This window comes from Streptomyces sp. NPDC022910 (assembly GCF_055561075.1).
The window spans coordinates 45,830-58,635 of sequence record NZ_JBVHHL010000023.1 but is presented as its reverse complement, the minus strand read 5'-3'; the positions used below and the strand labels follow the sequence as shown (position 1 = coordinate 58,635).

Below are 12,806 nucleotides of genomic sequence, written 5' to 3'. Positions count from 1 at the left end.
TCAGCCCTCCACGACGGCGGCTGCCGGAGCGGGCTCCGCCGCGCGCTCAAAGCGGCAGAGCACCGCGTACAGCGCGGCGGCCAGCGCGGTCCCGATGAACCAGGAGTAGGGGGCCACGGCGCTGAAGTCCTTGACCAGCGCGAGTACCGCCGCGACCGCCGCCGAGGGAAGGAACGCCCACAGCGCCTTGGGGTTGACTCCCTTGCGGTAGTAGTAGCGCGATCCGGGCTCGGCGCTGAAGAGCTCGTCGACGTCGATGCGGCCACGCTTGACCCAGTAGTAGTCGAGCATGATCACGCCGAACAGCGGGCCCAGGAAGGCGCCGAGGCCACCGAGGAAGTAGTTGACGACGGTGGGGTTCGAGAAGAGGTTCCAGGGGGTGACGACCAGCGCGGCGACCGTGCTGATCATGCCGCCGACCTTGAAGCTGATCTTCTGCGGCCAGACGTTGGCGAGGTCGTAGGCGGGTGACACGAAGTTGGCGACGATGTTGACGCCCATGGTGGCGACGGCGAAGGTGAACGCGGCCAGCACCAGGACCCAGGTGTTGCCGACCTTGGCGACGAGCAGTGCGGGGTCGGTGATGGCCTCGCCGAACACCTCGATCGAGCCGGCGGTGACGATGACCGACACGATCACGAAGGCGGTCGAGTTGATCGGCAGGCCCCAGAAGTTGCCGCGCTTGACGGTCCGGTAGCCGGGTGCGAAGCGGGAGAAGTCACAGAAGTTGAGCATCAGGGTGCCGTAGGTGGCGAGGACGAGCCCGATGGCGCCGAACCACTGCCGCCACTGCTCGCCGGTGGAGACCGGGTGCGGAGTCGAGGTGAGCGAGATGGTCCAGTCGGCCTTGGCGAGGATCCACACGGCGAGGGTGATCATCACGAGCCAGATGGCGGGGCCGCAGAAGTCCTGGAACTTCCGTACCGACTCCATGCCCTGACTGATGATCAGCGCCTGGATGAGCCACAGCGCCGCGAACGACGTCCAGCCCAGCGCGTCCAGACCGAGGAACGAGTGGTGGGTCCACGACTTCAGCCCCGGCCAGGCCGCGAGCAGCATGACGTTGACGGCGACGGAGGCGAGGTAGGTCTGGATGCCGTACCACATGATGGCGATCACGGCCCTGATCAGAGCGGGGATGTTGGCGCCCCACACACCGAAGCTGATCCGGCTGACGACCGGGAAGGGGACCCCGTGCCGCTGGCCGATCTTCCCCATCAGGTTCATTCCAAGATAGATGAGCACGAAGCCGACGAGCAGAGACGTGAAGATCTGCCAGACGTTCATGCCGAGGACCAGCAGACCCGCGGCGAAGGTGTAGTTGCCGAGGTTGTGGACGTCGGACATCCACATGGCGAACAGGTCGAAGACCTTCCACTTGCGCTCGGTGGCGGGCGCAAGGTCTTCGTTGGTCAGGCGAGGATCGGGGACGAACGCTGGGGCGCCGGTGGCTTCGGCGCGGTCGGCGAGGGACACAGGGCCTCCATGGACGAGGGGACGGAGGAGGACGGCTTGCCGGGCGTTTGGTATACCAAACTGCTGACATGGTCCCGCCGTCAAGCGTCCCGACCGATGTCCGTGCCGTTACGGCTCCGTAAAAGCCCCCTCGTGTCGGCGAAGATGAGCCCATGACGAAGATCGAGCCCCTGGGCGCGGTGCGCGAGCGCGTCCTGGCGGCGCTGCGGCAGGAGATCATCGCGGGCCGGCTGCGCCCCGGCGACCGCCTGGTCGAGCGCGAGCTGGCCGAGCGCTTCGGGGTCTCCCGTGTCCCGGTCCGCGAGGCGATCCGCGCGCTGGTCGCCGAGGGGTTCGTCCTCTTCGAGACACCGCGCAGGACGGTCGTGCGCCGGCTGACTCCGACGGACGTCAAGGAACTCTTCGAACTGCGCGAGGCCCTGGAGGTCTACGCCGCCGGGCTCGCCTCGGTCCGGGCGACCGCGAAGAGCCTGGCGGAACTGGCGGAACTGCTGAACCAGGCGGCGGCCGCGACCGCCGCCGGGGACGCCGAGACGATCACCGACGTCAACACCCGCTTCCACGACCGGATCCTGGCCATGGCGGGCAACAGTCTGCTCATCTCCGTCATGGAGCCGGTCGATGGCCGACTGCGCTGGCTCACCCGCCAGAACGAGGAATGGCCGCAACTCCTCACCGAACACCGGGACTTGTACGAGGCGATCGCCTCCGGCGACCCGGATCGCGCCCGGGCGCACGCCCTCGCGCACGTCCAGGCCAACTATCGCTCGACGGTGCGGCACCTGTTCGGGGAGACCGGCGTGGAACAGCGGCGCCCGGAGTGAAGCGTCAACCGGCTGTCAACACGTTTCCGACCTTTCCGACACCAACGGGCGAGGGAACATGGTCGGCAGACGGGGCTGTTGAGCGGAGCGGCGATCGCCGGCGTGGGCGCGATGACCGGCGTCAGCGCGGTGACCGGCTACGCCGCCGATGCCTCCGGCGAGCTCGCGCGCTACCGGTGGAGCGTCGACACGGGGTCGGCGAAGACGTACACGGTCGCCCAGCGGCCGATTGCGGGGCTCGCGTCGTCCGAGCCCACGCTCACGTCGCCCGAGCCGCGTCCGGGGAGGACGCCGCTCGGTGGCGGTGTACGTGCCCGTCGCCGCCACCAGGGCCCTGGTCCCCATCGCGCGCCCGATGCCGTCCACCGCGATCAGCTCGAAGCCGCGCGAGGCGTGATGGAGCCACCACACCGTGGCCCCCTCACCCCGGTCTACCGCTCGGTCGGCAGCCCCGCCGCCTCCGCCGCCGTGCGCAGCACGGCCCGCAGCATCTCGGGGGTGAGCCGTCCCGTGAAGGTGTTGCGCTGGCTGACGTGGAAGCAGCCGAAGAGCTCCAGTCCGTCCAGCGAGACCCGGGCCCCATGCCCGAAGACGGGCCGGGGCCGTGGCACCGGCCGGCCCGCCTCCGCGAGAGCGCTCAGAGTGGACTGCCAGCCGAAGGCGCCGAGCGCGACCACGGAGCGCAGCGACGGGCGCAGCAGTCGCAGCTCCTGGACGAGCCACGGCCTGCAGGTGTCCCGTTCCTCAGGCGTCGGCTTGTTGCCGGGCGGGGCACAGTGCACCGGTGAGGTGACGCGCACGCCGTACAGCTCCAGACCGTCGTCGGCGGACACCGACGTGGGCTGCGACGCCAGCCCCACCGCGTGCAGTGCCGCGTACAGCACGTCTCCGGACCGGTCCCCGGTGAACATCCGCCCGGTCCGGTTCCCGCCATGGGCCGCGGGCGCGAGACCGACCACGAGCAACCTGGCGTCCGGCGGTCCGAAGCCCGGTACCGGCCGTCCCCAGTACGTCCAGTCGGCGAACGCGGCACGCTTGGTACGAGCCACCTCCTCCCGCCACGCGACCAGGCGCGGGCAGGCACGGCAGCCCGTGATCCGCTCGTCCAGCCCGGCGAGACTGCTGCTGTCCATGCCTCCACCGTAGGGCCGGGCGGGGGCGGCCCCGAGCCGGGGCTGCCTACGGCCGCCGTGTGGAAAAGCCGTCCGGTCCACCCAGCTCAGGGGACTAAGGTCGGGAACATGGCTTCTGCAGGTGCGGACGACGACAGGCCGGGCGGGACCGACACGACCCGTGCGGCTGACACGGGCCAGGAATCCGGGACGAGCCGGGAATCCGGGACGAGCCGGGCCCCCGAGGCGGACGGCCGGAACCCCGGCGCGGCGGAGGAGGGCCGGGCGGCCGACTCCTCGGGCCCCACCGACCCGAAGGCCGTGGGCACGAAGAAAGCCGACGCGGAGGCCGCCGCCGAGGCGGCCGGTCCGTCGAGCGGAGAGAGCGTGCGCATCGACAGCTGGATCTGGTCCGTGCGGCTCGTCAAGACCCGCTCGATCGGTGCCACCGCCTGCCGGGGCGGTCATGTGCGGGTGAACGGCGAGCGTGTGAAGCCCGCGTACGCGGTCCGCGTCGGCGACGAGGTGCGTCTGCGGCACGAGGGCCGGGAGCGGGTCGTCATCGTGAAGCGTCTGATCCGCAAGCGGGTCGGGGCCCCGGTGGCCGTCCAGTGCTACATCGACAACAGCCCGCCCCCGCCGCCGCGCGAGGCCATGGCTCCGGCCGGCATCCGCGACCGCGGCGCCGGTCGCCCCACCAAGCGCGACCGCCGTGAGATGGAACGCCTCCGCGGCTTGAAAGCGGCACCGGGCGGTGGCTTCGCGGACGCCTACGGGGCTCAGGACCGGTCGGGGAGCCAGCGGCGGTCCGGAGGTCGGAGCCGGCCGGGTGGCCGGGGCGGCTCCGAAGGGCTCTGAGGGCTCTGAGGACGGGACAGGACGGGACGGATCTGATCCGTCCCGTCCCCGACGCCCTCGGTTTCGTGTGCGGGGTGGTCATGCCCGGCGGTGTACCAGGCGCATCAGGTCTGCCGTGCGGTGGCGGCGGGCCCAGGCGATCAGGAGCAGCGGGACCATGAGGATCAGCGGGGTCGCCGCGTACTGACCCTCGAAGACGGTGAGCTGGACGATGAACGCGCCCACCATCAGCCCGGACAGCGCCACCGCCGCGACCGACGACAACACCGGGATCAGCAGCGCGACCGCTCCGGCCAGTTCGAGTGCGCCGATGATGTACATCCCCGTGCTCCCCCAGCCGATCTTGTCGAACGGCTCGGCGGCCGACGGGTCGGCGATCAGCTTGGGCAGCGCGCTCGCGATCCCGTAGAAGAGCGCGAGCGCGATCTGCAGAGCGCGCAGGGAGATCTCGGCGCGACGGCTCCGGCTGTACCCGCGACCCACAGAGGTGGTGGCGGCGTGGGTGGCGGAAGCGGTGGTCTCGGACATGGGGTCCTCCTCGGGGAAACGGATCAGCGGTGCTTCACAGAGGTAGACCCGCCCCGGTCCCCCAACTCATCGCCTCCCGGCCGGACCCTTCACAGGCACGCGACCCGGTGCCGCTGCGTTCACCGGGCCCGCCGCCCTCCCGGCTGCCGCTCCGCCCACCCCCTCTGCTCCGTCCGCACCGCCCTCACCCACACCCGGTCCTCCGTCAGATAGCGGTCCACCCTCAGCTGTGCCTCCCCCAGCGCCTCCTCGAACTGTTCCTCGCTCAGCGGCCGGGTCAGGAACGTCTGTGTCCAGGTCGCGTCGGAGAACTCGTACTCCGCGCGTACCGAGTTGACCCCGTCCCCGACCGGCTGCGAGGACACGATCCGTACGGTGAAGCCTCCCGGGTCGACCCGCTCGCGTGGCACGTCCGAGTGGTAGTCCTCACCCTCGCGCTGGATCAGCACGCACCCGTCGTCGGCCACATGCCGCGCGCAAGCCCTCAGCAGTCCTCGCCGCACCTCCACGTCCCCCGCGTGCACGAGGAACGATGCCAGCATCACCACGTCGAACGTGTCGTCCAAAGCGAGGGCCTCGATCGGGCTGCATATCGTGCGCGCGCCGCGCACACGCTCCAGCATCTCCGGCGACTCGTCCACCGCCGTGACCGTGAAACCGCGCTCCAGCAGCGGATGGGTCATCCGCCCCACACCACTGCCCAGTTCCAGAATGTGCGCGCCCGCGGGCACCGCCGCGGCGATGATGTCCGGCTCGTCCCCGACGGGCAGTCGCGAGTACAACTCGACCGCGCAGCCGTCGGGTGTGATCGCGCCGGGGCCCGTGCCCTGGTAACCGTCCCGCATTTTCACCCTCATGCCCGTCCAACGGACCGCCTTCCGCGCCCCGTTCCCCCTCCCCCATCACCCGATGGGGTGAACGTTCGACGGCGGAACATCTGCACGGGGATCTGTCAGAGAACGAACCAGCCATGCCCTCCGTACCAATGCCCGCCGGCCCGCAGATGGTCCCCCACCGCCCGCTCGACACTGCTCCGCCGTGGCAGCCCTTCCACCGGCAGTTCGGGGTCGCCGAAGACGAAGCCGACCGGCACGCCGTCGTCCGGCGTCGTCTCCTGGTACGCGAGCTCGAAGCGGTCCTGGAAGCGGATGATGTTGGAGTCGGCCGGCAGATAACGCTTGAGCTGCGGATCCAGCAGCCAGGAGTGGCACAGGGCGATCTCGTGGCGCTCGTCGGGGTAGTGCTCGGCGAAGAAGTCACGGGCCAGCGCGAGGGACCGCTCGCAGGCGGACGGCGACAGCGGGCCGTGGAAGTCGGGTATGTGCAGGCTCAGACAGGGGTCGCCGGGGCCCAGCCCCCGGCCCGCCGCCGCGACGGCCCGCCCCGTGCGCTGCCCCAGCCGCGCGCGCTGGAACTGCAGCCGCCCCAGCTGGAACAGCTCCCCGTGAAAGTGCAGCGCCAGCCACCACGGGAACAGCAGCCCGCCCGTGCCGCGCCGCCGCCGGTGCACGGCCATGTGCCGGCCGAGGTCGGCCAGCGTGCGGCGGGTGACCTCCTCCGGGACACCGCGCTCCCGGTGGTAGGCGCGCACGTGAGGAAGCGCGGCGACGAAGACGTACAGGTGGAAGAACCGACCGAGCGCCCCTGCCGAGTCGGGGAACGACGGCGGTTCCCAGCCCTTGCCTATCTCCCCCATGTCCCGAACGAAACGGGCGACGCACCGCGTCAGCAGCGTCATCGCCTCGGTGTCCTGCGCCAACCGGACGCGCAGCGCGACGAGGTCGTTGATGTCCTGGTGGGGTACGGAAAGGTCGAGCAGGACGTCGGGCAGCTCGTCCGCGTCGGGCAGGGCCGCCTCTACGGGCGCGTCGCCCTCGCTCGCGAGGTCCTTCAGCCATTCGGCGAGCCTCGCGTCCGCCCGCAATGCCTTCAGCACCGTCGCCTCCCCCAGGGACCCGCCCCGCGCCTTCCGCGGCCTTCCGGATCCGGTCGCCGCTCCATGGTGAACGTGCACCTCGAAGGGTACTTGTCCGGATAGGAGTGGTGATCTGGATGCGTACGGGCAGTGAACCAACGACAGCGCGCAGTGCCCTGCGGGCACGCTTCTGGCTGAGCGTCTGGGGCCTGATATGGGCCACCTTCGGAACGGTCGTCTTCGCCCTCGTCGGACTCCCAGGCTGGGCGGTCGCATGTGGCGTGCTGTGGCTTGTGGTGGCCGTCGACATGGCCTTGATCCTGCGGCATCTGCACCAGGGTCCCCACTGGCAGCCGGGCCGCGAGGTCCCGCCGTATCCGCCACCGGAAGACCGTCGCCGGTGACCCCGCCGCGGGGCCTGGGCCGCCCTCTGAGCTGTCGCTGCCACGCGCCGGGCGCGGCGCGGCCGCGCGCCTACGAGTCGAAACGCGCCGCCTTCAGGTACTGAGGGTTCGGATCCAGCGCGGCCGCCAACCGAAAGTGACGCTTCGCCTGCTCGGGCCGCGCCAGGCGCTCGTACGTGCGGGCGAGTGCGAAGTGCGCGAACGCGTTGTCCGGCTCGCGCTCCAGCACGATGCCGAACTCCAGCTCGGCGGGCCGAAGTTGCGCGGCGGCGAAGAACGCACGCGCGCGCAGCAGCCGCGCCGCCGTGTTCTCGGGGTGGGCGGCGATCACCGCGTCGAGCAGCTTCACCGCGCCCCGTGGGTCCCGCGCGGCGAGCAGTTGCTCGGCGGCGCGGAAGTCGATCACATGCGTCTCCGGAGTACGTCCGGTCGGATCGCTGGTCTCGGGCACGGCAGAGTCCTTCCCTTGCTGGAGGAATTCAACGCCCCCGGGGGCAAGCGCTATTCCTGTGGGCGCTGTGCCCTGCGCACGAGATCCGCCCATACGTCCCTTACGCTCCGCTCCAGCTGCTCCAGCGGCACGTCGTTGTCGATGACGATGTCCGCGATCTCCAGGCGCTTCTCGCGTGTCGCCTGGGCGGCCATGCGCGCGCGTGCGTCCTCCTCGGTCATGCCGCGCAGGCGGACGAGCCGATCGAGCTGGGTGGCGGGGCTCGCGTCGACGACGATCACCACGTCGTAGAGCGGGGCGAGCCCGTTTTCGGCGAGGAGCGGGACGTCATGGACGACCACGGCGTCGCCGGGTGAGGCGCTCTCCAGTTCGCGGGAGCGTGCGCCCACCAAGGGGTGCACGATCGAGTTCAGGACGGCGAGCTTCTCCGGGTCGGCGAAGACGATGGAGCCCAGCTTGGGCCGGTCCAGTCCGCCGTCCGGCGCGAGGACCTCTGCCCCGAAGGCTTCGACGACCGCGGCCAGCCCGGTCGTTCCGGGTGCGACGACCTCGCGCGCGATACGGTCCGCGTCGATCAGCACGGCCCCGCACTCCACGAGCAGCCGCGACACCTCGCTCTTGCCGGCACCGATACCGCCGGTCAGGCCCACCTTCAGCATGACGGGAAGCCTACGGCCTGCCACCGACGGTCCCGGTGACAGGCCCCTGCGGTCAGCCGTCGCCCTCGCGCTCGGCCAGGAAACGCTCGAATTCCTGCCCGATCTCGTCCGCGGACGGGATCTCGACGGGCTCGGCGAGCATGTTGCCGCGCGTCTCGGCACCCGCGGCGGCGTCGTACTGGTGCTCGAGGCCCTGCACGAGCGCGACCAGTTCCTCGTCGCCCTCCTGGATCTGCCGGTCGATCTCCGTCTGCGTGCGGTACGCGTCCGTGCGCAGGGAGTGGGCGACGCTCGGCAGAACGAGTCCCGTCGCGGCCGTGATGGCCTCCAGGACGGTCAGAGCCGCGTCCGGATACGGGGAGCGGGCGATGTAGTGCGGCACGTGCGCCGCGACGCCCAGGACGTCGTGCCCGGCTTCCATGAGCCGGTACTCGACCAGGGACTCGGCGCTGCCGGGGACCTGGGCCTCCTCGAAGAGGCTGCCGTGGCCCGGCACCAGGTCGTTGCGGTTGCCGTGCGGGGTGACGCCCACCGGCCGGGTGTGCGGCACGCCCATGGGGATGCCGTGGAAGTTCACGGACAGACGGACGCCGAGCCGCTCCACGATCTGCCGGACGGCCGCGGCGAAGCGCTCCCACTCCACATCCGGCTCCGGGCCGGACAGCAGCAGGAAGGGCGCCCCGGTGGCGTCCTGGACGAGGCGCACGTCGATCGTGGGCTCCTCGTAGTCCGTCCAGCGGTCACGCTTGAAGGTGAGCAGCGGGCGCCGCGCGCGGTAGTCCACGAGCCGGTCGTGGTCGAAGCGGGCCACGACCTGGTGGGGCAGTGAGTCGAGAAGCCGGTCGACGATCTGGTCGCCGGTCTCCCCCGCGTCGATGTAGCCGTCGAAGTGGTAGAGCATGACCAGTCCGGCCGACTCCTGGGCAAGCGCCATGTCGACGACGGCCAGGCCCTTCGGCTCCCATGCGTACAAACCCTGCGGATCAAGCACTGTAGACCGCTCCTCCTCGTGTTCGTACTCCACAACGCGGGGCGGGACACGGTCATTCCCGACCGTGCCCCGCGACCACGACACTCAGTCACTGCTCAGGACTCTCCTGCACCCTAAGACCCCGGATGACCTACGAGGAGAGCACGCGCGCGTGGAGCGCGGTGACCGCCCTGCGGGCGGACGTGAACGCCCCGTGCTGCCAGGCGTCGGTGTAGCTGAGCCAGTCGCCGGCGAAGTAGACGCGGCCGGTGGGCTCGTTCAGGGGCTTGTAGCGGGCGTCGTCGGGGCCGCCCGGTGTGTCGTGCCAGGCGGCCTCCAAGTGGGGCGTCTGGCGCCAGTGGTGGGAGAAGGAGGAGGCGAGTTCGGTCCGGTACTTGTCCCCGTAGATCTTCACGCCCGCGGCCACCGCCCGCTGCTCGCGCTCCTTGGGCGTGAGCTTGGCGTAGGAGTCCGCGTCGCCGCCGTAGTTGTAGTAGCCGATCAGCACGCCTCGTTCGCCCTGGAAGCCGTACGAGGGGTGCCAGATGTGGGTGACGTCCTGATCGGTCTCGGTGATGCCGCCGTAGATGCCGTGGTCGAGCTCCCACCAGCGGGACCTGTACTCCAGGCCGATCTTGGCGGCCGAGGACGGGGTGATGGCCTCCAGCGCGGTCTGAACGCCGGAGCCCAGGTTGTGCGGGACCTTGGCGAGGATGTTGGGCGGCATCGCGGCGACGCAGTAGTCGGCCTCGACGACCTTCGTGCGGCCGCCCTCGGTGTAGGTGACGGAGACGCCGCTCCCCTTGTCGGTGATCTTCGAGACGACGGCGCCCGTACGGATCCGGTGGGCGCCGATCGCCCGGGTGAGCGCCTTGGGTATCTGGTCCATGCCGCCGACCGGCTGGAACATCAGCATGGCCTGGTCGAAGCCGAACTCGAAGGAGAAGTAGCGGCCGACGCCGCTGGCGAAGACCTCGGAGGCGGTGGGTATGTCGCCGAGAAGCACACCGGGGGTGCCGGCGGCGGCCGGAACGACCGAATAGCCGCGCCGTTCGCCGCCGTCGTAGGTCAGTTTGTCGCCCAACTCCCCCCAGTCCTTCAGGAACTCGACAAGCATCTCCTGGTCGGAGGCGGTCAACTCCTTGTCCAGGGCCCCCTTGTCGGTCGCCTTGGCGAGCAGCTCGGAGACATAGCCGTACACGTCGGCCTTGGCGGTCCGGTACCGCTCGGGCTTCGTCATCCCGGACTTCTCGTTGAAGAGGTACGCGTCGGCGTTGACGTTGGTGAACACCTCGATGGGAACGCCGAGTTCCCGACAGTAGTCGAGGGTGACCATCCACTGGGGGATGCGGGCGGGACCGGCGTTCATGTACTGGCCTTCGCCGAAGTGAGCGGTCTGCTTGTTGCCGTTGAGGTCGGTGGTCGAATCGCCGCCGCGGACGGTGAAGTTGCGGCCGCCGGTGCGGTCTCTGGCCTCCAGGACCGTACAGTCGTAGCCCGCCTTGCCGAGTTCGTAGGCGGTGGCGAGTCCGGCGATGCCGCCGCCGACGATGACGACTTTCGCGGCGGCACGTCCGGTGAGGGTGAAGTCGCTCGGCTTGAGGGCGCGGAACTGCTGGTCGCGCTGGGCCGCCTCGGCGGTGGGGGCGAGGCCGAGGGCGCCCATGGTGGCGAACATCGCGCCGGCGCCACCGGTGAGACCGACATTCCGCAAGAACGATCGCCGACTCGTACCCGGCAGGCTGTGAGGCTGTGCCATGTGGTGAGCTCCCCTTTCGATCTTGAACGACCGGGGAAGCGTGTCAATGGCCGGTTACGGTCCCACTGGTGTTCGTGTATCCCGCACGTTGCTGCGCGCGCACACGTTCAACGGGCTGCACATAGCGGGGCCGCCACCGCAGACCCGGAGCAGCGGACGACGCACCGAGGGCCCGCACCCCAGTGGGGTGCGGGCCCTCGGTTATGGGCTAAGCCTCAGCGGTGAGCGTCAGCTCTGGCCGCCGGCCAGCTTCTCGCGCAGGGCAGCCAGCGCCTCGTCCGAGGCGAGCGCACCGGAGGTGTCGCCGCCCTCGGAGGAGTACGAACCGCCGGTCGCGGCCGGAGCGGCGGCCTCGCCACCCTCGGCAGCGGCGGCAGCGTCGGCCTCGCGGGACTTGATGACCTGCTGCTGGTGCTGCTCGAAGCGCTGCTGCGCCTCGGCGTACTGGCGCTCCCACTCCTCGCGCTGCTTCTCGTAGCCCTCGAGCCAGTCGTTGGTCTCGGGGTCGAAGCCCTCGGGGTAGATGTAGTTGCCCTGGTCGTCGTAGGACGCAGCCATGCCGTACAGGGTCGGGTCGAACTCGACCGAGGCCGGGTCGGCACCGAAGGACTCATTGGCCTGCTTCAGCGAGAGGCTGATGCGACGGCGCTCGAGGTCGATGTCGATGACCTTGACGAAGATCTCGTCGTTGACCTGGACGACCTGCTCCGGGATCTCCACGTGGCGCTCGGCCAGCTCGGAGATGTGGACCAGACCCTCGATGCCCTCGTCCACGCGGACGAACGCACCGAACGGAACCAGCTTCGTGACCTTGCCGGGCACGACCTGGCCGATCTGGTGGGTGCGGGCGAACTGCTGCCACGGGTCTTCCTGGGTCGCCTTCAGCGACAGGGAGACGCGCTCGCGGTCCATGTCGACGTCGAGGACCTCGACGGTGACCTCCTGGCCGACCTCGACGACCTCGGACGGGTGGTCGATGTGCTTCCAGGACAGCTCGGAGACGTGGACCAGACCGTCGACGCCACCCAGGTCCACGAAGGCACCGAAGTTGACGATCGAGGAGACCACACCGGAACGGACCTGACCCTTCTGCAGGGTCGTGAGGAACGTCTGGCGGACCTCGGACTGGGTCTGCTCGAGCCAGGCGCGGCGGGACAGAACCACGTTGTTGCGGTTCTTGTCCAGCTCGATGATCTTCGCCTCGAGCTCCTTGCCGACGTACGGCTGGAGGTCTCGGACGCGGCGCATCTCGACAAGAGAGGCCGGGAGGAAGCCGCGGAGGCCGATGTCGAGGATGAGACCACCCTTGACGACCTCGATGACGGTACCGGTGACGATGCCGTCCTCTTCCTTGATCTTCTCGATGGTGCCCCAGGCACGCTCGTACTGTGCGCGCTTCTTCGAGAGGATCAGGCGGCCTTCCTTGTCCTCCTTCTGGAGGACAAGGGCCTCGATCTCGTCGCCGACGGCAACGACCTCGTTCGGGTCGACGTCGTGCTTGATCGAGAGTTCGCGGCTCGGGATGACACCTTCGGTCTTGTAACCGATGTCGAGCAGGACCTCGTCCCGGTCGACCTTCACGATGACGCCGTCGACGATGTCGCCGTCGTTGAAGTACTTGATCGTCTCGTCGATCGCCGCGAGGAAGGCTTCCTCGTTACCGATGTCGTTGACCGCTACCTGCGGGGTGGTGGCGGTGGTCTCGGTGCTGCTCGTCATGTGGGAAAGGGCTCCGGTACGGACATTGAAGTCGTAGGTACTGCTTACGCCGGGAGCCCGTTTCGCTCTGTAGAAGCCGGACAGCCAAGGAAGCGCCACCTTTGGACACCAGGTGTCCGATGGCGCCTCGA

At 69.7% G+C, this 12,806-nt stretch carries 13 protein-coding genes; 3 read left to right on the top strand and 10 right to left on the bottom strand.

Annotated elements, in window-relative coordinates:
• On the bottom strand, positions 1–1,476 hold the full coding sequence (locus tag ACZ3TS_RS22175) for an NCS1 family nucleobase:cation symporter-1 (RefSeq protein ID WP_467620381.1): 1,476 nt from the start codon (positions 1,474–1,476) through the stop codon (positions 1–3).
• Between the two features lie 152 nt (positions 1,477–1,628).
• On the opposite strand from ACZ3TS_RS22175, the gene ACZ3TS_RS22170 reads away from it, so the two are divergent.
• On the top strand, positions 1,629–2,300 hold the full coding sequence (locus ACZ3TS_RS22170) for a GntR family transcriptional regulator (protein ID WP_467620378.1): 672 nt from the start codon (positions 1,629–1,631) through the stop codon (positions 2,298–2,300).
• 431 nt (positions 2,301–2,731) lie between these two features.
• On the opposite strand, the gene ACZ3TS_RS22165 is transcribed toward ACZ3TS_RS22170, so the two are convergent.
• Positions 2,732–3,433 carry a uracil-DNA glycosylase gene (locus ACZ3TS_RS22165; protein ID WP_467620375.1) on the bottom strand — a complete coding sequence of 234 codons (702 nt, stop codon included), beginning with the start codon at positions 3,431–3,433 and terminating at the stop codon, positions 2,732–2,734.
• A 108-nt stretch (positions 3,434–3,541) separates the two neighbouring features.
• Between ACZ3TS_RS22165 and ACZ3TS_RS22160 the strand changes: the two genes are divergently transcribed.
• Complete coding sequence (locus ACZ3TS_RS22160) at positions 3,542–4,270, top strand: RNA-binding S4 domain-containing protein (protein ID WP_467620372.1); 729 nt, start codon at positions 3,542–3,544, stop codon at positions 4,268–4,270.
• Between the two features lie 78 nt (positions 4,271–4,348).
• Here ACZ3TS_RS22160 and ACZ3TS_RS22155 read toward each other — a convergent pair whose 3' ends face one another.
• The 3 genes from ACZ3TS_RS22155 to ACZ3TS_RS22145 form a co-directional block, all read right to left on the bottom strand.
• The gene (locus ACZ3TS_RS22155; RefSeq protein WP_467620369.1) at positions 4,349–4,798 is read right to left on the bottom strand and encodes a DoxX family protein; all 450 of its coding nucleotides are present in this window, start codon (positions 4,796–4,798) and stop codon (positions 4,349–4,351) included.
• A 119-nt stretch (positions 4,799–4,917) separates the two neighbouring features.
• Positions 4,918–5,643 carry a class I SAM-dependent methyltransferase gene (locus ACZ3TS_RS22150; protein ID WP_467620367.1) on the bottom strand — a complete coding sequence of 242 codons (726 nt, stop codon included), beginning with the start codon at positions 5,641–5,643 and terminating at the stop codon, positions 4,918–4,920.
• Positions 5,644–5,750: 107 nt separating this feature from the next.
• Complete coding sequence (locus tag ACZ3TS_RS22145) at positions 5,751–6,734, bottom strand: acyltransferase domain-containing protein (RefSeq protein WP_467620364.1); 984 nt, start codon at positions 6,732–6,734, stop codon at positions 5,751–5,753.
• Between the two features lie 116 nt (positions 6,735–6,850).
• Between ACZ3TS_RS22145 and ACZ3TS_RS22140 the strand changes: the two genes are divergently transcribed.
• Entirely contained in the window at positions 6,851–7,117 is a 267-nt protein-coding gene (locus ACZ3TS_RS22140) for a DUF6343 family protein (protein WP_467620361.1), read from the top strand.
• A gap of 70 nt (positions 7,118–7,187) precedes the next feature.
• Here ACZ3TS_RS22140 and ACZ3TS_RS22135 read toward each other — a convergent pair whose 3' ends face one another.
• The 5 genes from ACZ3TS_RS22135 to rpsA form a co-directional block, all read right to left on the bottom strand.
• A complete protein-coding gene (locus ACZ3TS_RS22135; RefSeq protein ID WP_467620359.1) occupies positions 7,188–7,568 on the bottom strand; it encodes a tetratricopeptide repeat protein in 381 nt (126 codons plus the stop codon).
• Between the two features lie 50 nt (positions 7,569–7,618).
• Positions 7,619–8,227 (bottom strand): dephospho-CoA kinase, encoded by a 609-nt coding sequence (gene coaE, locus ACZ3TS_RS22130; RefSeq protein ID WP_467620357.1) that lies wholly within the window; start codon positions 8,225–8,227, stop codon positions 7,619–7,621.
• 52 nt (positions 8,228–8,279) lie between these two features.
• Positions 8,280–9,218: a PAC2 family protein gene (locus tag ACZ3TS_RS22125; RefSeq protein ID WP_467620356.1), complete on the bottom strand. Its 939-nt coding sequence runs from the start codon at positions 9,216–9,218 to the stop codon at positions 8,280–8,282.
• A gap of 130 nt (positions 9,219–9,348) precedes the next feature.
• Entirely contained in the window at positions 9,349–10,875 is a 1,527-nt protein-coding gene (locus ACZ3TS_RS22120) for a flavin monoamine oxidase family protein (RefSeq protein ID WP_467620521.1), read from the bottom strand.
• Between the two features lie 309 nt (positions 10,876–11,184).
• Positions 11,185–12,675: a 30S ribosomal protein S1 gene (gene rpsA, locus ACZ3TS_RS22115; protein ID WP_310775576.1), complete on the bottom strand. Its 1,491-nt coding sequence runs from the start codon at positions 12,673–12,675 to the stop codon at positions 11,185–11,187.
• Positions 12,676–12,806 lie beyond the last annotated feature (131 nt).